The sequence below is a fragment of the Lysobacter koreensis genome (genome assembly GCF_042677045.1).
In the GTDB taxonomy this organism is placed as follows: Bacteria; Pseudomonadota; Gammaproteobacteria; order Xanthomonadales; family Xanthomonadaceae; genus Lysobacter_K; species Lysobacter_K koreensis.
Genome location: NZ_JBHTIH010000003.1, coordinates 40835 through 64760 on the forward strand (window position 1 = coordinate 40835; position 23926 = coordinate 64760).

General features: G+C 70.4%; 17 protein-coding genes and 1 pseudogene. 9 read left to right on the forward strand and 9 right to left on the reverse strand.

Annotated features, from left to right (window positions below; genetic code table 11):
* Nucleotides 1–25: 25 nt before the first annotated feature.
* Nucleotides 26–451, reverse strand: a complete 426-nt coding sequence (locus ACFQZQ_RS05565) for a YciI family protein (protein ID WP_386811705.1) — start codon at nucleotides 449–451, stop codon at nucleotides 26–28.
* Nucleotides 452–760: 309 nt separating this feature from the next.
* Here ACFQZQ_RS05565 and ACFQZQ_RS05570 point away from each other — a divergent pair, with 309 nt between their 5' ends.
* Nucleotides 761–913: a hypothetical protein gene (locus ACFQZQ_RS05570; protein WP_386811707.1), complete on the forward strand. Its 153-nt coding sequence runs from the start codon at nucleotides 761–763 to the stop codon at nucleotides 911–913.
* Between the two features lie 34 nt (nucleotides 914–947).
* On the opposite strand, the gene ACFQZQ_RS05575 is transcribed toward ACFQZQ_RS05570, so the two are convergent.
* Nucleotides 948–1250: a DUF2782 domain-containing protein gene (locus ACFQZQ_RS05575; RefSeq protein WP_386811709.1), complete on the reverse strand. Its 303-nt coding sequence runs from the start codon at nucleotides 1248–1250 to the stop codon at nucleotides 948–950.
* 201 nt (nucleotides 1251–1451) lie between these two features.
* Between ACFQZQ_RS05575 and polA the strand changes: the two genes are divergently transcribed.
* Together polA and ACFQZQ_RS05585 are read left to right on the forward strand one after the other, a co-directional pair.
* Nucleotides 1452–4247: a DNA polymerase I gene (gene polA, locus ACFQZQ_RS05580; protein WP_386811710.1), complete on the forward strand. Its 2796-nt coding sequence runs from the start codon at nucleotides 1452–1454 to the stop codon at nucleotides 4245–4247.
* Nucleotides 4248–4639: 392 nt separating this feature from the next.
* Nucleotides 4640–5110 (forward strand): annotated as a pseudogene (locus ACFQZQ_RS05585) (DUF421 domain-containing protein); the annotation flags it as partial.
* A gap of 89 nt (nucleotides 5111–5199) precedes the next feature.
* On the opposite strand, the gene hemF reads toward ACFQZQ_RS05585, so the two are convergent.
* The 3 genes from hemF to ACFQZQ_RS05600 form a co-directional block, all read right to left on the reverse strand.
* Entirely contained in the window at nucleotides 5200–6123 is a 924-nt protein-coding gene (gene hemF, locus ACFQZQ_RS05590; protein WP_386811711.1) for an oxygen-dependent coproporphyrinogen oxidase, read from the reverse strand.
* 105 nt (nucleotides 6124–6228) lie between these two features.
* A complete protein-coding gene (locus ACFQZQ_RS05595) occupies nucleotides 6229–6810 on the reverse strand; it encodes an MEDS domain-containing protein (protein ID WP_386811713.1) in 582 nt (193 codons plus the stop codon).
* A gap of 56 nt (nucleotides 6811–6866) precedes the next feature.
* Nucleotides 6867–9269: a S9 family peptidase gene (locus ACFQZQ_RS05600; protein WP_386811714.1), complete on the reverse strand. Its 2403-nt coding sequence runs from the start codon at nucleotides 9267–9269 to the stop codon at nucleotides 6867–6869.
* Between the two features lie 151 nt (nucleotides 9270–9420).
* Here ACFQZQ_RS05600 and ACFQZQ_RS05605 point away from each other — a divergent pair, with 151 nt between their 5' ends.
* The 4 genes from ACFQZQ_RS05605 to ACFQZQ_RS05620 all read left to right on the forward strand — a co-directional run bounded on the left by ACFQZQ_RS05605 (nucleotide 9421) and on the right by ACFQZQ_RS05620 (nucleotide 15599).
* Complete coding sequence (locus tag ACFQZQ_RS05605) at nucleotides 9421–10833, forward strand: cytochrome ubiquinol oxidase subunit I (RefSeq protein ID WP_386811715.1); 1413 nt, start codon at nucleotides 9421–9423, stop codon at nucleotides 10831–10833.
* The gene (cydB, locus tag ACFQZQ_RS05610; RefSeq protein WP_386811716.1) at nucleotides 10830–11843 is read left to right on the forward strand and encodes a cytochrome d ubiquinol oxidase subunit II; all 1014 of its coding nucleotides are present in this window, start codon (nucleotides 10830–10832) and stop codon (nucleotides 11841–11843) included. The genes ACFQZQ_RS05605 and cydB overlap by 4 nt, the downstream gene beginning before the upstream one ends.
* 188 nt (nucleotides 11844–12031) lie before the next feature.
* Nucleotides 12032–12301 carry a YcgL domain-containing protein gene (locus ACFQZQ_RS05615; RefSeq protein WP_386811718.1) on the forward strand — a complete coding sequence of 90 codons (270 nt, stop codon included), beginning with the start codon at nucleotides 12032–12034 and terminating at the stop codon, nucleotides 12299–12301.
* The gene (locus tag ACFQZQ_RS05620; RefSeq protein WP_386811720.1) at nucleotides 12294–15599 is read left to right on the forward strand and encodes an ankyrin repeat domain-containing protein; all 3306 of its coding nucleotides are present in this window, start codon (nucleotides 12294–12296) and stop codon (nucleotides 15597–15599) included. Before ACFQZQ_RS05615 ends, ACFQZQ_RS05620 begins: the two co-directional genes overlap by 8 nt.
* Before the next feature lie 83 nt (nucleotides 15600–15682).
* Here the strand turns inward: ACFQZQ_RS05620 and ACFQZQ_RS05625 are convergent, their stop codons facing one another.
* Together ACFQZQ_RS05625 and ACFQZQ_RS05630 are read right to left on the reverse strand one after the other, a co-directional pair.
* Nucleotides 15683–16138 carry an REP-associated tyrosine transposase gene (locus tag ACFQZQ_RS05625; protein ID WP_386811721.1) on the reverse strand — a complete coding sequence of 152 codons (456 nt, stop codon included), beginning with the start codon at nucleotides 16136–16138 and terminating at the stop codon, nucleotides 15683–15685.
* Nucleotides 16139–16289: 151 nt separating this feature from the next.
* On the reverse strand, nucleotides 16290–18134 hold the full coding sequence (locus tag ACFQZQ_RS05630; protein WP_386811723.1) for a monovalent cation:proton antiporter-2 (CPA2) family protein: 1845 nt from the start codon (nucleotides 18132–18134) through the stop codon (nucleotides 16290–16292).
* A gap of 109 nt (nucleotides 18135–18243) precedes the next feature.
* On the opposite strand from ACFQZQ_RS05630, the gene ACFQZQ_RS05635 reads away from it, so the two are divergent.
* On the forward strand, nucleotides 18244–19086 hold the full coding sequence (locus ACFQZQ_RS05635; protein WP_386811724.1) for a hypothetical protein: 843 nt from the start codon (nucleotides 18244–18246) through the stop codon (nucleotides 19084–19086).
* Between the two features lie 98 nt (nucleotides 19087–19184).
* On the opposite strand, the gene rho is transcribed toward ACFQZQ_RS05635, so the two are convergent.
* Together rho and trxA are read right to left on the reverse strand one after the other, a co-directional pair.
* A complete protein-coding gene (gene rho / locus ACFQZQ_RS05640) occupies nucleotides 19185–20990 on the reverse strand; it encodes a transcription termination factor Rho (RefSeq protein WP_386811726.1) in 1806 nt (601 codons plus the stop codon).
* Nucleotides 20991–21226: 236 nt separating this feature from the next.
* Nucleotides 21227–21553 (reverse strand): thioredoxin, encoded by a 327-nt coding sequence (trxA, locus tag ACFQZQ_RS05645; RefSeq protein WP_386811728.1) that lies wholly within the window; start codon nucleotides 21551–21553, stop codon nucleotides 21227–21229.
* Between the two features lie 253 nt (nucleotides 21554–21806).
* Between trxA and rhlB the strand changes: the two genes are divergently transcribed.
* Complete coding sequence (rhlB, locus tag ACFQZQ_RS05650) at nucleotides 21807–23609, forward strand: ATP-dependent RNA helicase RhlB (protein WP_386811729.1); 1803 nt, start codon at nucleotides 21807–21809, stop codon at nucleotides 23607–23609.
* The last annotated feature ends 317 nt before the right edge of the window (nucleotides 23610–23926 follow it).

The following is a 23926-nucleotide window of genomic DNA, read 5'->3' on the forward strand; positions in this document are numbered from 1 at the left end:
GGCGTCGCCGTGTTGCGGCGTGCGCCTACTGGCGGGCCTCGACCTGAGCGCGCAGTCGCTCTTCCTGTTCGCGCAGTTCCGGGGTGAACTCGGCGCCGAAGTCCTCGGCCTCGAACACCTGGCGGATCTCGATCTCCGAGTCGCCCGGCATCGGGTTGGGGCAGCGCTTGACCCATTCGATCGCCTCGTCCAGCGATCTCACCTGGATCAGCCAGAAGCCGGCGACCAGCTCCTTGGTCTCGGCGAACGGCCCGTCGACCACGCTGCGTTTGGCGCCGGAGAACCGCACGCGTGCGCCGCGCGAGCTCGGATGCAGGCCTTCGCCGGCCAGCATCACCCCGGCCTTGACCAGCTCCTCGTTGTACTGGCCCATCTGCGTCAGCAGTTCCTCGCTGGGCATCACCCCGGCTTCGGAATCGGCCGTGGCCTTGACCATCACCATGAATCGCATCGTTCGCTCCTGCGGCAGCCAGGCGGCCGGACCATCCGGCAGCGGGAACTGGCTCCTTACCTGTGCGTCGAACGGACGGGCGCGGGATCGACAGGCGGCCGGAGATTTTTTTGTGCGGCGCGGCCCGTCCCGCGCGTGACGCGATCGGCAGCGTCAATGGCCTTGCACGGGTGCGGCATGCGTTGGTCATCAGTAGGGGCGCGACGCAGGCCGTGAACGTCATGGTCGCCGTGATGCAGGCTGTGATGGGCATCAAGGACAAGCGCAGCGGCGTGCCGTTTCATGGCCTCGTTACAGGGGGATCCGTCCATGAACGCAGGAAAGCCGGCCCGGCTCGATCGAGCCGAACGCGTGGTTCGCAGCATGCTCGCCGTGGTGTTGATCGCGGCCGTCGTCTGGGCGCTGGCCGATGGCGGCGCGGGGCCGAGCCTCGACTTGAGTTTCAGCAGCCTGCGCGGCTAGCGGCGGCTTGCCCGGGGGCGGTCGACGCGCGCCGTCACCACTCGAACAGCTTGTACTGCACCGGCGAGATCGGGCCCTCGCCCTTGCTGCTGTCCAGGGTGCCGTCGCCGTTGCTGTCGACCAGGTAGTACACCGGGCCGCGCGCCGGGGTGATCTTGACCACGGTCAACTGGCCGGCGACGCGGTATTCCTCGATCACGTCGCCGCTGCTGTCGGTGCGGGTGCGCACCTCGGCGTTGCTGAGCCCGGCGGTCGGATCGTCGCCGGCGCCCAGCGTCGCGCATGCGGTGAATGCCAGCGGCAGCAACAGGGCGAGTGATGCAAGCGTGGCGCGCATGGCGGTTTCTCCAGGGGGCGGTGAAGCACGGATTCGGACACGGGGCTCGGGCCGCGGATTGCCACCGAGGCGTAGCCGCAGGATACCCGCGGCGACGTGAAACCCCCGCATCGCCGGCGCGACAGCGCCTCGTCGCCGATGGCGCGAAGCGCCCCGTTTCCGGCTCGCAGGCACTGCATACCCGCGGCGTAGAATCGCCGCATGACCGCCACGCCCCCCCGCCTCGTCCTGATCGATGGTTCCAGCTACCTGTACCGCGCGTTCCATGCGCTGCCGCCCCTGACCAACGACGCCGGTGAACCGACCGGCGCGCTGTTCGGCGTGGTCAACATGCTGCGCGCGACCTTGAACGAGCGCCCCGACTTCGTCGCCTACGTGGTCGACGCGCCCGGTCGCACGTTCCGCGATGATCTCTACCCGCAGTACAAGGCCACCCGCTCGGCCATGCCGGACGACCTGCGGGCCCAGGTGCAGCCGATGTGCGACATCGTGCATGCGCTGGGCATCGACATCCTGCGCGTGGACGGGGTCGAGGCCGACGACGTGATCGGCACGCTGGCCGTGCAGGCCGCGGCGCAGGGGATCGCGGTGACGATCTCGACCGGCGACAAGGATTTCGCCCAGCTGGTGCGCAATGCCGATGGCGGCGCCGGGATCGCCCTGGTCAACACCATGAGCGGCAGCCGGCTGGATTCAGACGCGCGGGTGGTCGAGAAGTTCGGCGTGCGCCCGGAGCAGATCGTCGACTACCTGGCGCTGATGGGCGACAGCGTCGACAACATCATCGGCGTCGACAAGTGCGGGCCGAAGACCGCGGCCAAGTGGCTGGCCGAGTACGGCACGCTCGACGCGGTGATCGCCCACGCCGACGCGGTCAAGGGCAAGATCGGCGAGAACCTGCGCGCGGCGCTGCCGCGGCTGCCGCTCAACCGCACGCTGGCGACGATCAAGCTCGACGTCGCGCTCGACCGCACGCCGAACGAGTTGTTGCTGCGCGAACGCCACGTCGACCAGCTGCGCGGTTTGTACGCGCGCTACGGGTTCAAGCAGGCGCTGCGCGAACTCGACGGCGGCGCCGGCGATGCCGGCGCCGCCGGGGTGCGCAACACCGCCGCCGGCTACGCGCGCACGGGCGGAGCCGCGGCCGAAGCGCCCGATGCGGCGCTCGCCGCGCCCGGCGAATACGAGATGGTCACCACGCCGGAGCAGCTCGACGCCTGGGTCGCGCGCCTGCACGCAGCCGACGAGTTCGCCTTCGATACCGAGACCGATTCGCTCGACGCGCTGTGCGCGAACCTGGTCGGCATCAGCCTGGCGGTCGCGCCCGGCCACGCCGCCTACATTCCGGTCGGCCACGACTACCCGGGCGCGCCGGCGCAGCTCGGCCGCGGCGAAGTGCTCGACGCGCTGCGGCCGCTGTTCGCCGATGCCGGCAAGCGCAAGCTCGGCCAGCACGGCAAGTACGACCTGCACGTGCTGCGCTGCCACGGCGTCGACGTGCGCGGCTATGCCGACGACACCATGCTCGAGAGCTTCGTGTTCAACGCCACCGCCAGCCGCCACGACATGGACTCGCTGGCCAAGCGCTACCTGGGCTACGACACCATCAAGTTCAGCGACGTCGCCGGCAAGGGCGCCAAGCAGATCCTGTTCTCGCAGGTCGCACTCGACGACGCCACCCGCTACGCCGCCGAGGACGCCGACGTGACCCTGCGCCTGCACCGTGCATTGGCACCGAAACTCGCGGCCGAGCCGGCGCTGGAGCGCGTCTACCGCGAGATCGAGATGCCGCTGGTGCCGGTGCTCGCGCGGATCGAGGCCAACGGCGTGCTGATCGACGGCGACGAGTTGCGCCGGCAGTCGGCCGACCTCGGACGGCGCATGCTCGCGTTGCAGCAGCAGGCGACCGAGTTGGCCGGGCGCACGTTCAACCTCGACTCGCCCAAGCAGGTGTGCGCGTTGCTGTTCGAGGAGCTCAAGCTGCCGGCGCTGGTGAAGACCCCGACCGGGCAGCCGTCGGCAAACGAGGAGGCGCTGGAGGCGATCTCCGACCAGCACGAGCTGCCGCGCGTGATCCTCGACTACCGCAGCCTGGCCAAGCTGCGCAGCACCTACACCGACAAGCTCCCGGAGATGGTCAACGCCCGCACCGGCCGCGTGCACACCAGCTACCACCAGGCGGGCGCGGCGACCGGGCGGCTGGCGTCGAGCGACCCGAACCTGCAGAACATCCCGATCCGCACCGCCGACGGCCGCCGCATCCGCAAGGCGTTCGTGGCGCCACCCGGCCGCAAGATCGTCGCCTGCGACTACTCGCAGATCGAGTTGCGGATCATGGCGCACCTGTCCGAGGACCCGGCGCTGCTGCGCGCGTTCGGCTCCGGTGCCGACATCCACCGCGCGACCGCGGCCGAAGTGTTCGGCAAGGCCATCGACGAGGTCGGCAGCGACGAGCGCCGCGCCGCCAAGGCGATCAATTTCGGCCTGATGTACGGCATGAGCGCGTTCGGCCTGGCCAAGCAGCTCGGGATCGGCCGCGGCGAGGCGCAGGACTACATCGCGCTGTACTTCGCCCGCTACCCGGGCGTGCGCGACTTCATGGAGCGCACCCGCCAGCAGGCGCGCGAGCAGGGCTACGTCGAAACCGTGTTTGGCCGCCGCCTGTACCTGGAGAACATCGCCGCGCGCAACCAGGGCCTGCGCGCCGGCGCCGAGCGCGCCGCGATCAACGCGCCGATGCAGGGCACCGCGGCCGATATCATCAAGCGCGCGATGATCGCCATCGACGCCTGGCTGGCGGGGCAGGGGGCGGCGGGGCAGGAGGTGCCGGCGCTGATGGTGCTGCAGGTCCACGACGAACTGGTGTTCGAGGCGGATGCGGATTTCGTGCCAACGCTGTTGGAGGCGGTAACCGGCCGCATGTCGGCGGCCGCGGAGCTGCGCGTGCCGCTGGTCGTGGACAGCGGAATTGGCGACAACTGGGACGAAGCGCACTGATGGCTGGCGTTAACGACGTGTTAGCCGAATTTGGCGGAATGAATCGAGACTGAATCCAACAAAACCTTAACCCTTATCTTCACGAACTGTCCATGTCCGGAGTGGTCTTATAGGTCGCGACAGATGCAACGTCTGTCGCAGATCTCTCCCTCCCCTGGAGTGATCCCCGGAGCGTAAGGTCCCTCCCCAGGCCCCCGCTCCACCAGCCCCGCCGGCCCCCCCTGCCTGCGGGGCTTTTTATTGCCTGGGATTCCTGTCGGGTGCTCTTGCCTGCGGTTTTCCCGGTGGTGGGCGCGCCACGCCGGGCGCTGTTTGCACGGCGGTCACGCCCGCAACCGTGACAATCGTCGCGCGGCGCCGATCACGGTCCGTCCGACCGCAGGGAACCACCCATGTCCGAATTGTTCGAGCTGTCGATGCCGTGGTGGCAGTTCGTGCTGCGCGCGGCCGCGGTCTACGCCGTGCTGCTGGTGCTGATCCGCGTGTCGGGCAAGCGCACGATGGGCCAGTTCACCCCGTTCGACATGCTGCTGATCGTGCTGCTGGGCTCGGCGGTGCAGAACTCGCTGCTTGGCGAGGACGTGTCGCTGCTCGGTGGCCTGCTGCTGGCGTCGACGCTGATCGCAGTCAACTGGTGCGTGGCGTTCGTGACCTCGCGCAGCCAGCGCGCCGAGCGCCTGGTCGAAGGCGTGCCGGTGGTGCTGGCGCGCGACGGCCAGCTGTTCCGCAGCGTGCTCAAGCGCGAACTGGTCAGCGAGGACGACTTCAACGAGGCGCTGCGCCAATCCGGCGAGATGACCTTGACCGACGTGCGCATCGCGCTGCTCGAGACCAACGGCATGATTTCCGTGGTGAAGCGCGAAAGCGACAGCGGTGAACCGACCTCGAACGTGCCCGACGAAGCGAATCAGGCCGGCTCCGACCAGGCCAGCTTCGATCGGACCGGTTCCGATCAGGCCAGCTCTGACAACCAGTCGCGGGGCGCGAGGTAGTCGGCCAGCCGCGCCTCGGCGCTGCCCGGCTCGGGCGTGTAGCCGTACTCCCAGCGCACCAGCGGCGGCAGGCTCATCAGGATCGACTCGGTGCGGCCACCCGACTGCAGGCCGAACAGGGTGCCGCGGTCGAACACCAGGTTGAACTCGACGTAGCGCCCGCGCCGGTAAAGCTGGAACTGACGCTCGCGCTCGCCGTATGGCATGTCGCGGCGGCGCTCGACCAGCGGCAGGTAGGCGTCGAGGAAGCCGTCGCCGACCGCGCGCTGGTAAGCGAAGTCATGCTCGAAATCCTCGTGCAGGTCGTCGAAGAACAGCCCGCCGATGCCGCGGGTCTCGCCACGGTGCTTGAGCAGGAAGTATTCATCGCACCAGCGCTTGTGCGCGGCGTAGCGCGCGGCGCCGCCGAACGGCTCGCACAGCGCGCGGGCAGTGCGGTGCCAGTGCAGCACATCCTCGTCGAACGGGTAGAACGGGGTCAGGTCGAAGCCGCCCCCGAACCACCATGCCACGGTCTGGCCGTCGCGCACCGCGCGGAAGTGGCGCACGTTGGCGTGCGTGGTCGGCAGGTAGGGGTTGCGCGGATGCAGCACCAGCGACACGCCGACCGCGCGCCACGAGGCGCCCGCGAGCTCGGGCCGGGCGGCGCTCGCCGACGGCGGCAGGGTGGTGCCGGATACGTCGGAGAAGCCGACGCCGGCCTGCTCGAATACCGCGCCGTCGCGCAGGACCCGGGTGCGGCCGCCGCCGCCTTCCGGTCGCAGCCACGCGTCCTCGACGAAACGCGCGCCGCCGTCGGCGCTCTCGAGCGCGGTGCACAGGCGATCCTGCAGGCCGGACAGGTAGTCGCGGACGCGCTCGAAGTCGGAGGGGGTGTCGGTCATGGCGCGCATTCTACGGGCGCGACCGCCGGCGCCGCTGCGGCCGGGAAGTTCGCAGGAGCCGGCGACGGGCGCGCCCTGCGTGGCGCTCGGTGCCCGGCGGTCGAACTAAGCCGCGATCACGTGCGAGTGGAGGCTGCAGACCTCGCGGAACGATGCGATCGACTCGGCCTTGGTGCGCGGGTAGGCGCACAACAGCGACAACCCGCGTTCGTGGCAGACGCGATTCCACATCTGCTCCAGCCGCCGCGCGCCTTCGCGATTGCCCTCGGCCCACAGCAACGCGACCATTTCGCCGAACGCGCGCGCGCGCCGGCCGCTGGCCTGCACCTCGTCGAGCAGGGAGTCGATGACGCCAATGAACCGCGACTCGTCGGGGACGCCGTCGACGGTAAAGCGCGCCAGGGTCTGGGCCGCGTCCAGCGCCACGTACTCGCCGCGCGCGCGCAGTTCGTTGAGGCTGCAGCCGGCCATCCGCAGCCGGTGCTCGAGCGAGTAGACGTGCGCGGGCGTGGCGATCACCACCACCGTTTCGCCGCCGCGAAAGCCGCCGCGGACGAAGCCCTCGAGCGTGTCGAGGAAGACGTCGTCGCGCTCGTACAGGTGCACCACGTGGTCGCACGCGGTGACGTTGTCCAGGTAGGTATCGGCGTCGATCACCGGGGCGAGCATGGTCGCAGGCGTGGTCATGGCGAGTCCCCGCAGGTCGAGGGAGCCAGCTTAGTCCACCGCGCGGCGGGCCGGCTCTACATAGCTGAACCCGCGGGCTGGAGGGTGCGGTCGAACAGTTCGAGGATCCGCCGGTACTGGTCGTACCAGCTGTCCGGGTGGGTGAAGCCGTGCCGCTCCAGCGGGTACGAGGCCAGCTCCCACTTGTCCTTGCGCAGTTCGATCAGCTTCTGCGCCAGCACCACCGAATCCTTGTAGAACACGTTGTCGTCGATCATGCCGTGGGCGATCAGCAGGTGGTCCTGCAGCCCGGCCGCGTACTCGATCGGCGAGGAGGTCTTGTACGCCTGCGGGTCGAGCACCGGGGTGTTGAGGATGTTGGATGTGTACTCGTGGTTGTACTGCGACCAGTCGGCGACCGGGCGCAGCGCGGCGCCGGCCTTGAACACGCCGGGCTGCTTGAACAACGCCATGAAGGTCATGAAGCCGCCGTAGCTGCCGCCGTAGATGCCGGCGCGGTCCTTGTCGCCCTGTTTGTTGGCGGCGAGCCAGGCCAGGCCGTCGAGGTAGTCTTCCAGTTCCGGCGTGCCCATCTGCCGGTAGATGTCGGTGCGCCAGTTGCGGCCGTAGCCCGAGGACGCGCGGTAGTCGAGATCGAGCACGATGTAGCCGCGCTGCACCAGCAGATTGTGGAACATCTGCTCGCGGAAGTAGTTCGGGTACTTGTCGTGCACGTTCTGCAGGTAGCCGGCGCCGTGCACGAACATCACGATCGGGTACTTGCGGCCGGGCTCGACGGTCTTCGGGCCGTAGTACTTGCCCCAGATGGTGCCGGCGCCGTGCTGGCTGGGCACCTGCACGTATTCGGGTTCGATCCAGTCGCGGTTGCGGAACTCCGGCTTGCGGGTATCGGTGAGCTGGAGGAGCCCGTCGCCGTTGGCATTGACTACCGCCAGCTGCGGCGGCGTGTAGCTGTCGGAGTGGCGTACCAGCAGTTTCGCGCCGTCCGGCGACAGCGCGAAATCCTCGACGCCGTCAAGCTCGGTGATCTCGCGCACGGCGCCGCCGTTGCGGTCCACCGCGCAGACCTCGTAGTCGCCCGGCCACCGGTGGTTGCAAGTGAAGTAGAAGGTGCCGCCGTCGGCGGCCAGCTGCGGCGACGACACTTCCCACGTGCCCGAGGTCAGCGCGCGCGGCGCGCCGCCCGCGCTGACATACAGGTGCGAGTAGCCGCTGTGCTCGGACAGGAACCACAGCGCGCCGTCGCGCAGCCAGCCGAACTCGTTGAAGTTCCAGTTGACCCACTTCGGGTCGGTCAGGCGGTGGCGCACCTGCAGCTTCGCGCCGGCCAGGTCGACGCTGGTCAGCCAGCGGTCCTTGTTGTCGACCGCGCGCACCAGCAGCGCGACCTGGCGGCCGTCGTCGCTCCAGTGGATCGCCGGGCCGCTGCCATCGCCGTCGGTCTCGATGCGCACGTCGCGCGGGCCCTTGAGCGGGTCGAGCTTGGCGGCCTTGCGCAGCGCCGCGAGCGGGTCGTCCTTGATGCCGGGCAGCGCGTCGAACTTCAGCTCGCTGGCCTTGGCGTTGCCGACATCGACCAGCCACAGTTTGTGCGGGCGCGGCGCGTTGCGGCCGACCCGGGTGCGGACCTCCTCGAATTCCTCGTAACCCGACTCGGTCACGTACTTGGGCATCTTGCCGGCGGTGCCGGCGTCGGCGTCCTTGGCCTGGGTCACCACCAGCAGCCACTTCGCGTCGGGCGACAGCGCGCTGTCGACGATCTCCAGGCCTTCGCCGAGGTAGGTCGGCGCCGGCGCGCGGGTCGAATCGCTGCGGCGCCAAGCCTCGTCCTGCTCGCGTGCGGCCTCGCGGCGGGCGCGGTCGTCCTTGAGCGTGCGGATCGTCGCGAGCTGGCGCTCGCGCAGGTCGTCGGGCTTGGGCTTTGCGGCCGGGTCCTTTTCGGCCTTGACGATCGCGGCCTGGCCCACGCCGCTGCCGGCGTGCCACTGAAACCAGTCGTTGCCGACCCGGAACACCAGGTTGCCGCTGCTGCCCCACTGCGGCCGCGCTTCGGCTGCCTCGCTGCGCGTGACCTGGGTCAGCGCGCCGCTGCGCAGGTCGCGCACGAACACGTCGCCGTTGCGCACGAACGCCATGCGCGTGCGCGGGGTGTCGTACACCGGCTGCGCGGCGTCGATGTCGGCGCGCGCGGCGCCGTCCAGCTTGGCCGCGACGCCACCGGCGATCGGTTGCTGGTAGGTGTCGCGGATCGTCGCGCCATCGCGCTTGAGCGTGTAGAACGCGCGCTGGCCGTCCCACGACCACCACGCCTGCTCGACCGGCGGGCCGATCCAGTCGGGGTCGGCCATCACCTGCTGCAGGGTCAGCGGTGGCGCGACGTTGGCGTCCTGCGCCGACGCGATGGACGAAAGCAGCAACACGGACAGGACAGAAGCAAGCGTGGTCGGAGCGAGGCGCATCGGCGGGCCGGATCGAATGGAAACCGGCGCAGGTTAGCAGCCACACCGTGTGCGCAATCGGGCCATCCGGCATGTTCGCCTTTGCCGCGGCCCATGACGCGGCGCACAATATGCGTCGCGGCGCATCCCGCGTGCCGCGGAGGTGCGCTGCGTGGATGCCCTGCTGCTGTCGCGGATCCAGTTTGGCTTCGTTATTTCCTGCCACATCGTGTTCCCGGCGCTGACGATCGGCCTGGCCAGCTGGCTGGCCTTCATCGAGTTCCGCTGGCTGCGCACGCGCGACGCGCTGTGGCGCGACCTCTACTTCTTCTGGCTGAAGATTTTCGCGATCTCGTTCGGCATGGGCGTGGTGTCCGGGATCGTGCTCAGCTTCCAGTTCGGCACCAACTGGGCGGTGTTGAGCGAGCGCGCCGGCAACATCCTCGGGCCGCTGCTGTCGTACGAGGTGCTGACCGCGTTCTTCCTCGAGGCCAGCTTCCTCGGCGTGATGCTGTTCGGCTGGAAGCGGGTCTCGCACAAGCTGCATTTCTTCGCGACCTGCATGGTCGCGCTGGGCACGCTGATCTCGACGTTCTGGATCATCTCGGCCAACAGCTGGATGCAGACCCCGGCCGGCTACACCATCGTCGACGGGATATTCGAACCGGCGAGCTGGTGGGACATCGTCTTCAACCCCTCGTTCCCGTACCGGTTGGCGCACATGGTGCTGGCCGCGTTCATCACCACCTGCTTCGTGATCGGCGGCGTCGGCGCCAGCTACCTGCGGCGCGGCGTGCACGTCGAGGCCGGCAAGCGGATGTTGAAACACGCGGTCGTGTTCGCCGCGCTGGCGGTGCCGGCGCAGGTGTTCGTCGGCGACCTGCACGGCCTCAACGTCGGTGAGCACCAGCCGACCAAGCTGGCGGCGATGGAAGCGCACTGGGAACGCCACGAGGGTGGCGTGCCGCTGGTGCTGTTCGCGGTTCCCAACGAGCGCGAGGAACGCAACGACTACGAGATCGCGATCCCGAAGCTCGGCAGCCTGGTGCTCACCCACACGCTCGACGGCCAGATCCAGCCGCTCAAGGCGGTGCCGGCCAGCGAACGGCCGCCGGTGAAGCCGGTGTTCTACGCGTTCCGGGTGATGGTCGGGCTCGGCCTGGCGATGCTCGCACTGGTGCTGGCCTCGCTGTGGGCGTGGCGGCGCCGGCGCCTGTTCGACTCGGTGTGGCTGTTGAACGGCTGGCGCGCGATGACGCTGTCGGGCTTCGTGGCGATCCTCGCCGGCTGGTACGTGGTCGAGATCGGCCGCCAGCCGTACGTGATCTACGGCCTGCTGCGCACCGCCGACGCGCTCAGCCCCAACGTCGGCGCCGGCAGCGTGCTGGCCTCGCTGATCGTGTTCGTGGTGGTCTACCTGACCGTGTTCGGCGCCGGCATCTGGTACCTGCACAAGCTGGTGCGCACCGGCCCGCTGCCGCACGAGCCGGCCCCGGACACCGACGACGGCGAGAAGACCCCGGCGCGGCCGCTGTCGGTCGGCAACCGCTCGCCGGATACGGCGATCACGGAGGCGCGTACATGAGCATGGAAACCGCGCTGCCGGTGATCTGGTTCGGCGTGATTGGCTTCGGCGTGCTGATGTACGTGCTGCTCGACGGCTTCGTGCTCGGGCTGGGCATCCTCGCGCCGTTCGCCGAGGACGAGCACCAGCTCGACCACATGATGAACACCGCCGCGCCGATCTGGGACGGCAACGAGACCTGGCTGGTGCTCGGCGGCGCGGGGCTGCTGGCGGCGTTCCCGAAGGCCTACGCGATCGTGCTGTCGGCGCTGTACCTGCCGGTGCTGCTGATGCTGATCGCGCTGGTGTTCCGGGGGGTCGCGTTCGAGTTCCGCTTCAAGGCCACGCGCGCGAAAGCGGCCTGGGGCACCGCGTTTTCGTTGGGCTCGATCTGCGCGGCATTCGCGCAGGGCGTGATCCTCGGCGCGCTGGTCGAGGGCATGCCGCTCAACGGCGGCCAGTACCTGGGCGGCGCGTTCGGCTGGTTCAGCCCGTTCTCGATGCTGACCGGGGTGGCGGTGGTGTTCGGCTACGCGCTGTTGGGATCCACTTGGCTGATCCTCAAGACCGAGGGCCGCATGCAGCTGGTCGCGCGCACGCTGACCCGGCCGCTGGTGCTGGTGGTGGTCGCGTTCATGGGCCTGGTCAGCGCGTGGCTGCCGTTTCTCGACTCGCGGATCATGGCGCGCTGGTTCGAGGGCGCGAACCTGCTGTGGCTGGCGCCGGTGCCGCTGCTGGCGCTGGCCAACGCATTCGCGCTGTGGCGCGCGGTGATGCGCGAGGGCCGCGACGCGGCGCCGTTCCTGCTGACGTTGTGCTTCTTCGCGCTCGGCTTCGCCGGGCTGGTGCTCGGCATCTGGCCGAACATCGTGCCGCCATCGCTGACGATCTGGCAGGCCGCCTCGCCGCCGTCGTCGCAGGGCTTCGTGCTGGCCGGGCTGGTGGTGCTGCTGCCGATGATCCTGGGCTACACCTTTTGGTCGTACCGGGTGTTCAAGGGCAAGGTCGCCGCCGACGCGGGCTACCACTGACCGCGACGCGGTGCCCATGGCGACGAGGGAGGGTCCGGCGCCAGGCGCGAAGGAAGTCCTCTTGCGGTACATGAAACGCCCGCGCTGAGCGCTGAACACCGATGTCGCGGCGCGCGGACGGGCGGGTATGCTGTGCACCACGTGACGCTGCGCGGAAATCCCGGCCAGACGGCTCCTGGCCAGCCCTCATGCAAGCCTTTGTCTACAAGAGTCTCCGCAAGGACGACACCTATGTTTTCCTGGCCACGCGCGACGATTTCACGCGCCTGCCCGAGCCGGTGCGCGCGCGGCTGGGGCCCCTGCAGTTCGTGTTCGAGATCGCGCTGACCGCGGAACGCAAGCTCGCCCGCGGCGACGTCGCGGTGGTGCGCGAGAACCTCGCCGCGCGCGGCTTCCACCTGCAGCTGCCGGCCACCGTGCTCGACCCGATGACGGAGGACTGGGGCACCGATGGCTGATCCGACCGCCGCCTCCGCGCCGTTGGCGCGCCATCGTCACGTGCTGCTGTTCGCGCTCGGCGCGCTGCTGGCCGCGCTGGCCGGTTTCGGCGGCGTGGTCGCCGCGTTGTGCGGCACGCTCGCGCAGCCGGCGTTCGCGCTGGCGGTCGCGCATTGGCGCCGTCGCGGCCCGCTCGATGCGCGCGAACTGCAACGCGACGGCGTGGCCTTGCTCGGCCTGTGGGCGGCCGGGGTCGCGGTGCTCGCGGCGCTGGTGGCGTGGCCGCTGTCGTCGCTGCTGCAGACCGGATCGCTGCCGGCGGTGCTCGGCCTGAGCGTGGTGGTCGCCATGGCGCTGCTGGGGCTGTGGCGGCTGTGGCCGCTGTGGCACGGCCTGGAACGCGACGGCGGCGCGCTGCCGCCGCATTGGCGCGGGTTGGGCGAATTCGAGACCGGGTCCTGGCGCGGCCTCGGGGTCGCGTCGATCGTCGCGCTGCTGGCGGCGTGGGTGATCGCGCTGGCGTGGCCGGGCCTGCTGCGCAGCGGTCTGCACTGGCCGCTGGCCGCCGCGCTGGCAATCGCGTCGCCGCTGCTGCACGCGCTGCTGCAACGGATCGCACCGGCGCAGCTGCTGGCCGGCTTCGAACTGCTCGAGGACGACAGCGCCGACGCCGGCGCCATCTACGCCGACGGCGAGCCGCTGGAGGCCGCGGTCTACGCGGCCGCGCGCGCCGGCCGCGTCGAGCAGGCGCTGGAACTGATCGACGCCGGCGCCGACGTGCACGCGCCGCCGCCGGCCGCCGACCGCGACCAGCGCAGCCTGCCGGTGCTGGCCGCGGTGCTGCCCGACCTGCGTCTGCTGCGGGCGTTGATCGCGCGCGGCGTCGATCTCAATGCCGCGCACGCGGGCATGACGCCGCTGCTCGCCGCCACCCGCGACAGCTGGCACGGCCGTCCCGACGCGGTGATGACCCTGCTCGCCAACGGCGCCGACCCGCGCGCGGCCGACAGCGAGGGCAACACCGCGCTGCACCACGCCGCGCACAGCTCCGACCCGGGCGTGGCCGCGTTGCTGCGCGACGCTGCGGCGGAACTGGAAACCCTCAACGCCGAAGGCCTGTCGCCGCTCGGCGTGGCCTGCGCCGCGGGCAACTGGCGGCTGGCGAAGTTCCTGCTCGAGCGCGGCGCGAAGCCCGAGCCCGCCGGCGGCCAGCCGGTGCTGCTGGCCGCGGCCGGCGGCGAGGAAGACGATCCGGCCGGGGTGCAGCTGCTGCTCAAGCTCAAGGCCAAGGTCGACGCGCGCGGCGCCGACCAGCGCAGCGCCTTGCACGAGGCCGCGCTGGCCGGCCACGTCGAGATCACCCAGGTGTTGCTGGCCGCCGGCGCCGACGCCGCCGGCGCCGACGCGCACGGGCGCACGCCGCTGCTGGAGGCCGCACGCGGCGGCCACGCCGGCGTGCTGGAACGGCTGCTCGAACACCTGCCGCGCGGGGGCGCCGCCGAGGCGCAGGCCCGCGACGCGCAAGGCCGCAATGCGCTGGCGCTCGCGTGCGCGGCCGACCAGGCGACGCCGGCATTGGTGCAGCGGCTGCTCGAACTGGGCGTCGATCCCGAACAGCACGACAGCGAGGGCAAGCGCGCGATCGACCGCGCCGCCGAGGCCGGTCGCTGGGCGCTGGTGGCCACCCTCGATGCCGGCTACGTGCTGCCGTCGGCGGTCAGCGATGGCGACAGCGGCCAGGCGCCGCTGCCCGACCGCACACCGGCCGCGCTGCTGCGCGATGGCCTGTGCGAAGGCCGCCGCGACCTAGCCGGACTGGCGAAGCTGCTCAGCGCGGCCGAGCTGGGCGCGTTGCTGCACGACGACGCGATCGCGAACGCGCCGGAGCGGGTGGGCTGGTTGCTCGCCCACGGCGCCGACCCCGACGCGCGCGGCGCGCACGGCAACACCGCGTTGTTCGTGGCGCTCGCGGGCGTGCCGGCGACGATGCCGGTGCTGCACGCGCTGCTGCGCCGCGGCGTGTCGCCGGCCGGCAGCGGCGGGCTCGCGCGCTTTCTCACCGCCTGCGCGATCAGCGACCAGGCCGGGCGCGCGCTGGAAGGCTGCGCGCTGGACCTGCTCGAACGCGGCGCCGATCCGTTCGCCACCTCCGCCGCCGGCGATCCGCCGCTGGCGCTGGCGGTGCGGCTGGGCTGGCCGCGCCTGGTCGAGCGCCTGCTCGCGATCGGCGTCGGCCTCGACGTGCGCGACAGCCACGGCATGAGCGCGCTGCACCTGGCCGCCGCGCTCGGTCGCGAGGCGACCTTGAAGAAACTGGTCGCGCAGGGCGCTTCCCCCGATTTGCTCGCCGCCGACGGGCAGACCCCGCTCGGCGTCGCGCTGTCCTCGGGCCGGCGCGACCTGGCCGACTGGCTCGACTGGCGCGGCTGGCCGTTGCCGCACCGGCCACTGCTCGCCGACGACGTGCCGGCCGCGGCGATCGTCGGCGATGCCGACGCCGTGCGCCGCCTGCTCGACCTCGGCCTGCCGGTCGACGCGGCCGACAGCCAGGGCTGCACCGCGCTGTTGCGCGCCGCCGGTGGCGGCCACCGCGCGGTGGTCGACCTGCTGCTCGCGCGCGGCGCCGACCCGCAACTGGCCGCGCACTCCGGCGCGACCCCGCTGTCGGCGGCGGTCAGCATGCGCCACACCGAAATCGTCGACCGCCTGATCGGCGCCGGCGCCTCGCTCGAGCAACGCCTGCCGGGCGAGCTGACGGTGCTGATGGTGGCCTGCGCGCTGGGCCTGCCGGACATGGCCGCACGCCTGCTCGCCGCCGGCGCCGACGTCCACGCCGCCGACGGCCAGGGCCGCACCGCGCTGCACTGCGCGGCGATGTTCGGCTTCACCGCGCGCGAACGCTCGCGGCTGGCGGCGCTGCTCGACACCCTGCTGCTGGCCGGCGCCGAGGCCGACCTGGCCGCCGCCGGCACCACCCCGCTGCTGCTGCTGCTCGGCGCGCGCGCCGAGCCAGGCACCGCCGCCGACGAGGACATCCTGGTCGCCGCGCTCGACCAGCTGCTCGACCACGACGCCGCCCTGGACGCACAGGACCCGCGCGGCTTCGGCCCGCTGCACCTGGCCGCGCTGCACGGCCTGCTGCGCGTGGTGCAGAAGCTGCTGCACGCCGGCGCCGACCCCGACCAGCGCGACACCCTCAACCGCAGCGCGCGCGAGATCGCGGTGATGCGCGGCTTCATCGACATCGCCGCCGAGTTCACCCCGGCCGCGCCGGGCAACCACGTGTCGATGGCGCGCTTCCTGCGCGAGCAGCGCTAGCGCGTTGCACGCACGGCTCTTGTAGATCCGAGCCCGCTCGGATCGCTTCTGCGCCTTCCGAGGCGATTCGCGCAGGCGCAGATCTACAGATCGGCTTCGCGCCGGATCCACCTGCACCACCAGAACGGATACTCGTCGATCCGTTGAACCAAACCACGCCGCAGCGGATTGGCGACGATGTAGCGGGCCTGCGCAGGCAGGTCGTCATCATTTCGTAGTCGATGATCGTAGAAGCCGGCTTGCCAGAGTGGCTCGCACGAGCCTGCGCTTGCCCTGATGGTTCGTGAGCTGCGCGACTTCATGGCTTGCACGCATCCACTCAAGGTTCCGAGCCGCAACTGGAACAACCAATGCACATGGTCCGGCATCACGACCCATGCGAGCGATTCTGCGCCTTTGCATGCAGCCAGCTCTGCAATTACCGGGCGTGCCTGATCGACATTGCCCAAGTACGGTTTGTGCCGATGGGTCACCATTGTCACGGCGTAATAGGCGCCTATTTCCGACATGCGGCCACGGCGAAGTGTGGGATTGGTCATGCCGACAGCTTCGACCGGGCGCCGGGTTGGCGGGATCGGCGCAGTCCAGCAGCGGCCGTAGGAAAACGCCCAACCCTGTAGATCCGAGCCTGCTCGGATCGCTTTACTTCAACAACGGCGAGGCAATCCGAGCAGGCTCGGATCTACAAGATCAAGGGCCAGTGGGCGTCGCGCCATTCGTTGCCGCGATCTCGCCGAGCACGCCCTCGCCTTGGTCGGCGTTGAACAGTTCCTCCAGTTCGCGGCGTGCGTCCTGGCTCGACTGCAGCAGCGCGTCGTCGTCGTCGTGCACCAGGTACTGCGCGTCGAGCAGGCGCTGGTCGTGCTCGCGGAAGCGCTCGGCGTGGTCGCGCGCAACGTCCGCCGGCAGTCCCAGTTCGGCCAGCACCGCCTCGCCCAGACGCAGGCTGCTGTGGAACGTCTCGCGCATGGCCTTCACGCCCAGGTCCATCAGCTGCCACGCGTGGCGGCGATCGCGCGCGCGCGCGAACACGCTGGCGTCCGGGTACAGCCGGCGGATCACGCGCACGGTGCGCAGGTTTTCCTCGACCCCGCCGATCGCGACCACGAACACCTTGACCTGCGCCGCGCCGGCCGAGCGCAGCAGCTCCGGCCGCGCCGGGTCGCCGTAGTACACCGGGTTGCCGAAGCGGCGCACGAAATCGACCTGATCGGCGCTGTGCTCGATCGCGATGAACGGCGTCTTCTGCGCGACCAGCAGGCGCGCGACGATCTGGCCGAAGCGGCCGAAGCCGGCGATCAGCACCTGCGGGTGGTGGTCGGGGATCGCGTCGAACGCGCGCGGCGGTTTCGGCGCGGGATTGGCGGCGAGCAGCCGCGCGATCGCGATCAGCAGCAGCGGCGTCAGCGCCATCGATACGCCGACCACCGCCACCAGCCGGTCGCGCATCGCATCGTCGATCAGCCCGGCGCTCAGCGCCTCGCCGAACACCACAAATGCGAACTCGCCGCCCAGCGCCAGCACCGCGCCCAGTTGCAGCGCTTCGCGCCGGTCGAGCCCGCCCGGGCGCAGCCCGACCGCGAACAGGATCGCGAACTTCACGCCCATCAGCACCACCACCAGCGCGGCGATCAGCCCCGGTTCGGACAGCACCCGCTGCAGGTCGATGCTCATGCCCACGGCCATGAAGAACAGACCCAGCAGCAGGCCCTTGAACGGGTCGATCTGCGCCTCGAGCTCGTGGCGGAATTCCGAATCGGCCAGCAGCACGCCGGCCAGGAACGCGCCCAGGCCGGCCGACAACCCGGCCAGCTGCATGATCCAGGCCGCGCCGAGCACGGTCAGCAGCGCCGCGCCGGTGAACACCTCGGGCATCTGGGTGCGCGCGACCGCGCGGAACACCTGGCGCAGCACGATCCGGCCGCCGACCACCACCACCGCGATCGCGCCCAGCGCCTTGGCCACCGCCTCCCAGCCCAGGCCGCCGCCCTCGGCCGAATGCGCCTGGCCGAGCAGCGGGATCGCCGCCAGCAGCGGGATCGCGGCCAGGTCCTGGAACAGCAGGATCGCGAACGCCAGCCGCCCGTGATCGGTGGTCAGGGATTTGCGTTCGGACAGCAACTGCAGGCCGACCGCGGTCGACGACAGCGCGAGGCCGAGCCCGACCACCAGCGCCGCTTTCCAGCCCAGCGCCTCGGTCGACAGCACACCGCCGAACATCGCCAGCGCCCCGAGCGCGAGCGCGCTGAGCAGCACCTGCGCGCCGCCGGCGCCGAACACAGGCTTGCGCATCACCTTCAGGCGCGCCGGCGACAGCTCCAGGCCGATCACGAACAGCATCATCACCACGCCGATCTCGGACGCGGCCAGCACCGGCTCGGCGTTGCGCACCACGCGCAAGCCGTACGGCCCCAGCACCACGCCCGCGGCCAGGTAGCCGAGCACCGCGCCCAGCCCGAAGCGCCGGAACACCGGCACCGCGATCACCGCGGCGAGCAAAAACACCAAAGCCAGTTCGAGACCGCCGCCGTGCATGCACCACCTCCGTGGCCGCGATTATGGTCCCTGTCGCCGGCCGCGACCGGCTCGCGGTGCAGATCGTGCCCGGCTATGCTCCGCCGACATCACCACAGGGAAACGTGTCATGGGGAAGCGGTTGTGGATGGGACTGGTACTGGCCTGCTGCGCCGGCGCTGCGTGGGCCAATGGACCGGCCGCGGTGCGCAAGCAGATCGAGTCGAGCCTGTTGGTCGAAGGTTCGATCGACATCAACGCCGACGGCAGCGTCGCCGGGTACGCGCTTGAGCGCGAAGCGGAGTTGCCCAAGGGCGTGGTCGGGGTGATCGGCGCGGCGGTGCCGCACTGGCGCTTCGAGCCGGTCGCGCTGGGCGACGGCAAGGTTCGCGCGCGCACCAACATGAGCCTGCGGCTGGTGGCGAAGCAGCTCGACAAGGACAGCTTCACCCTGCAAATTCGCGGCGCGCAGTTCGCACAGCCGGAACGTCCAGGCGAGTTCGTCAGCAGCAATGGGCTGCCACCGCCGGTGTACCCGTCGGAGCTCGGTGGCCGTGGCATTGGCGGCGTCGTCTACGTGGTGGCGAAAGTCGGGCGCGATGGGCGCGTCGACGACGTGGTGTCTGAGCAGGTGAACCTGTTCACCATCGGCAACGTTCGCGAGATGGCCCATTGGCGCGAGCTGCTGGTGCGCGCCACGCTCACCGGCGCGCGGCGCTGGACATTCAATCCGCCGACCAGGGGCGAAGATGCGGATGACTCACATTGGCTGGTGCGGGTCCCGGTCAGCTACACCCCCTATGGGCATCGCGAGCCCAAGTACGGCGAGTGGCAGGCCTACATTCCCGGGCCGCACATGGGCAACCCGTGGCACAGCGAAAAGTCCGGCATCAGCGCCGATGCGGTTGCCGGCGGCGGTGTCTACCCGCTCGACGGCGGTCCCCGCCTGCTGACGCCGCTGGGTGGCAGCTGATCTGCACATGGGACGGGGAACGCCTTCGGCTCAATCCTCCCCGCAAAGAAAAACGCCCCGCATTCGCGGGGCGTTTTTGTTACGGCGCTTGAACGCGCCTAGCGCTTCATCGAGCTGAAGAACTCGTCGTTCGACTTGGTCGCCTTCATCTTGTCGAGAAGGAATTCCATCGCGCCGATCTCGTCCATGCCGTGCAGCAGCTTGCGCAGGATCCAGATCTTCTGCAGCAACTCCGGCTCGATCAGGTAGTCCTCGCGGCGGGTGCCGGAGCGGTTGATGTCGATCGCCGGGTAGACGCGCTTCTCGGCGATGCGGCGGTTGAGGTGCACTTCCGAGTTGCCGGTGCCCTTGAACTCCTCGTAGATCACCTCGTCCATCTTGCTGCCGGTGTCGATCAGCGCGGTGGCGATGATGGTCAGGCTGCCGCCTTCCTCGACGTTGCGGGCCGCGCCGAAGAAGCGCTTCGGCCGGTGCAGCGCGTTGGCGTCGACGCCGCCGGACAGCACCTTGCCCGAGCTGGGCAGGACGTTGTTGTAGGCGCGCGCGAGGCGGGTGATCGAGTCGAGCAGGATCACCACGTCGCGCTTGTGCTCGACCAGGCGCTTGGCGCGCTCGATCACCATCTCGGCGACCTGCACGTGGCGGCCGGCGGGCTCGTCGAACGTCGAGCTGATCACCTCGCCGCGCACGGTGCGCTGCATGTCGGTGACTTCCTCGGGACGCTCGTCGATCAGCAGCACGATCAGGTGCACGTCGGGATGGTTGTGGGTGATGGCGGTGGCCATCTGCTGCATCATCATCGTCTTGCCGGCTTTCGGCGGCGACACGATCAGCGCGCGCTGGCCCTTGCCCTGCGGCGCCATCAGGTCGAGGATGCGGCCGGTGATGTCCTCGGTCGACCCGTCGGCGCGCTCAAGCTTGAACTTGCGGCGCGGGAACAGCGCGGTCAGGTTCTCGAACAGCACCTTGTTCTTCGACGCCTCGATCGGCTCGCCGTTGATGGTGTCGACGATCGACAGCGCGAAGTAGCGCTCGCCGTCCTTCGGGAAGCGGATGCGGCCGGACAGGTGGTCGCCGGTGCGCAGGTTGAAGCGGCGGATCTGGCTCGGCGAGATGTAGGTGTCGTCCGGGCCGGCCAGGTAGGACGCCTCGGCCGCGCGCAGGAAGCCGAAGCCGTCGGGCAGGATCTCCAGCACGCCGTCGGCGGCGACGCCTTCGCCGTGACGCGTGAGCACCTTCAGCACGGCAAAGATCACGTCCTGCTTGCGGGCGCGGGCGACGCCTTCGTGGATCTGCAGCTGCTCGGCGATGTCGAGCAGCTTGGCCGCCGGCATCCGCTTGAGGTCGCCTAGCGAGTAGACCGGGAAGCCCTCGGGCACGTTCGGGTGCGGGCGCGGGATGAACGGCTCGTTGCCGGCGTCGTCCTGCATGCCGCCTTCGCGCGGGCGGCCACCACCGCCACCGCCGCCGCGTTCGCGGTCACGGCGGTTGCGGAAGCGGTCGCGTTTGCTGTTGCCGCCGCCGCCGCGGTCGAAGCCGCCGTCGCGCGGGGCGTCGCCGCCTTCGCCGGCCTGGGCGTTGCCGCCGGGCTGGCGGTCAGCCTGGTTTCGATCGGCCTGGTTGCGGTCGGGTTGCTGGCGATCGGCCTGCTGGCGATCCGGATTGCCGCCGTTGCGCGGCTGGCCGCCGGGCTGGCCGCCTTGCGGGTTGCCGGCCGGGGCGGGCGCGTTGCCTACGCTCTGCGAGGGTGCGGGTGCGGGTGCGCTCGGTGCCGGCGGTGCGGCCGGTGCCGAAGGCGCGTGAGATTCGGAGCTGGCGGCCGGAGCGGCGTCGCGCTTGGCGACGCGCGGCTTGCGCACGCGCTTCTCGGCGATATCGCCAGCGTCGGGGGTGTTATCGGACAAGCGGGAATTCCTCGCTAAGCGGCGAGCGCTCGCGTCAGGCGAGCGGGACGTCTGGGGACGTGGTTATCAAGAGGGGCGCGGCGCCGAGTGGACCACCGGGGGCGCCGGGTAGCGCGAAACTAGCATCGCCACCGCGCCGCGGCAAGCGCGACCGGCAAGTCTGTTCACGTTGCCACGCGGGCCTTGCAGAGGATTTGTCGCCCGCCACCGCGGCGGGCGACAAACCCGGGTGGCGCTCAGAGCGCCTTGTCGATCATCTGGCTCAACTGGGCCTTGCCGACCGCGCCGATCTGGGTGTCCTGCACCTGGCCGCCCTTGAACAGCAGCAGCATCGGGATCGAGCGCACGTGGTACTTCATCGCGGTGGCGCGGTTGTGGTCGACGTTGACCTTCACGATCTTCGCCTTGCCGTGGTACGCCTCGGCCAGCTCGTCCAGTGCCGGCGCGATCATCTTGCACGGGCCGCACCATTCGGCCCAGAAGTCGACCAGGACCGGCTCGGCCGACTGCAGCACGGCGGCGTCGAAATCGGCATCGCCGACATGCATCACTTTTTCGCTCACGGGGGGCTCCTGCGTGTGGCGGGTGGGGTGCGACCGCCGGGCGGCGGGCGCCGCGGGCGATGGCGTGGGAATACGGGATGGGGATAAGGGTAAACTGGGGCGTTTCGCGGCGGCTTCAATGGGCGCTGCGCCTGTGGTCAGGACGAAACTGACCGACCCCGGCAGTCTGCATTTGCCGACGCCACCCACGCAAGCGCGGCCCCACATTGACATGTGCTGCGCGCGGGCCCCCAGTAAAAAGATGAATGACCGCATGAGCGACAAGCCCCTAACCGACATCACCTTCGACTCGTTCGGCCTGCACCCGAGCCTGCTCGCCGGCCTCGAAGCCGCCGGCTTCACTCGCACCACCCCGATCCAGGCGCTGACCCTGCCGCTGGCGCTGAACGGCCGCGATGTCGCCGGCCAGGCCCAGACCGGCACCGGCAAGACCCTCGCGTTCCTGGTGGCGGTGATCAACCGCCTGCTGACCCAGCCGGCGCTGGCCGACCGCAAGCCCGAGGACCCGCGCGCGCTGATCCTGGCGCCGACCCGCGAGCTGGCGATTCAGATCCACAAGGACGCGGTCAAGTTCGGCAGCCAGCTCGGCCTGAAGTTCTCGCTGGTCTACGGCGGCGTCGACTACGACAAGCAGCGCGAGCTGCTGCAGCAGGGCGCCGACGTCATCATCGCCACCCCCGGCCGCCTGATCGACTACGTCAAGCAGCACAAGGTCGTCTCGCTGCACGCCTGCGAGATGTGCGTGCTCGACGAGGCCGACCGCATGTTCGACCTGGGCTTCATCAAGGACATCCGCTTCTTGTTGCGGCGGATGCCGATCCGCACCGAGCGCCAGACCCTGCTGTTCTCGGCTACCCTCAGCCACCGCGTGCTCGAGCTCGCCTACGAGCACATGAACGAGCCCGAGAAGCTGGTGGTCGAGTCCGAGTACATCACCAACTCGACCGTGCGCCAGCTGATGTACTACCCGTCGGACGAGGAGAAGCTGCCGCTGCTGCTCGGCCTGCTGTCGCGCAGCGAAGGCGCGCGCACGATGGTGTTCGTCAACACCAAGGCCTGGGTCGAGCGCGTCGCGCGCGCGCTGGAGCGCGGCGGTTACCGGGTCGGCGTGCTCAGCGGCGACGTGCCGCAGAAGAAGCGCGAGTCGCTGCTGGCCAAGTTCCAGAAGGGCCAGCTCGAGATCCTGGTCGCCACCGACGTCGCCGCGCGCGGCCTGCACATCGACGGCGTGTCGCACGTCTACAACTACGACCTGCCGTTCGATGCCGAGGACTACGTGCACCGCATCGGCCGCACCGCGCGCCTGGGCGCCGAGGGCGACGCGATCAGCTTCGCCTGCGAGCGCTACGCGATGAGCCTGCCGGACATCGAGGCCTACATCGAGCAGAAGCTGCCGCGCGCGAACGTGGAACCCGAGCTGCTGGTGTCGTTGCCGCGCAAGCCGCGCGAGCTGCCGGAAGGCGCGGAAGGCGCCGAGCCCGAGGAAAGCATCGGCGCGATCTTCAAGGAAGCGCGCGAACAGAAGGCCGCCGACGACGCGCGTCGCGGCGGCGGCAGTGGCCGCTCCGGCAGCGGCCCGAGCCGCAGCGGCGGCCGCAGCGACGGCGCCCGCCGCAGCGAAGGTGGCCCGCGCAGCGAGCGCCCGCGGCGCGCGCCGGCCGCGAGCAGTGCCCCGGCAGCTGCGGACGCGGCGATCGCCGCGCCGGCAGTCCCGCGCCCGCCGCGCGCGGTGGCCGATCCGGCGGCGCCCCACGCCGGCAGTCCCGCGCTCGAGGGCGAGCACGCCCCGCGCAAGCGCCGTCGCCGTCGTGGCGGCAAGCGCATCGAAGGCGCCGACACGGCGGTACCGCTGGCCGGCAACGCGGTCGCCGCGGCAGCCAAGCCGAACGTGCCGGGCAAGACCACCCAGGTCGCTGCCAACAAGCCGGCCGCGAACAAGCCCGCTGCGCGCGCGACGGATCACGCGTCGTCGGCGGACGCCAAGCCGGGCCTGTTCGGACGCATCGGCCGCGGCCTGAAGTCGCTGGTCACGCGCGCGCCGCGTTCGCAGCACTGAGGTTCGCCGCACCACTGCGGTGATTCCGAGCGCGGGGAACCTGCTGGCTGCGTGCAAGCTGCAAAGCAGGTCCCTCGCGTTGCTGGGGTGGCAGTGGATGGAACCTCGGGCTGAACACGCTCCCGCCAGCCCCTGTCCCCAAGGGGGCCTATTTCGCGGCGTCTGACTGGTCCTGCTTCTCGGCCCCCGACCGGACTTGCCACGCGGCGTAGGAGCGGCTTCAGCCGCGAGCTTTTGGCGTCGATCCGCCGATTGGAAGGGCTCGCGGCTGAAGCCGCTCCTACAGAGCAGCGGCTCGCCGTGGTGATCCTTCGCAA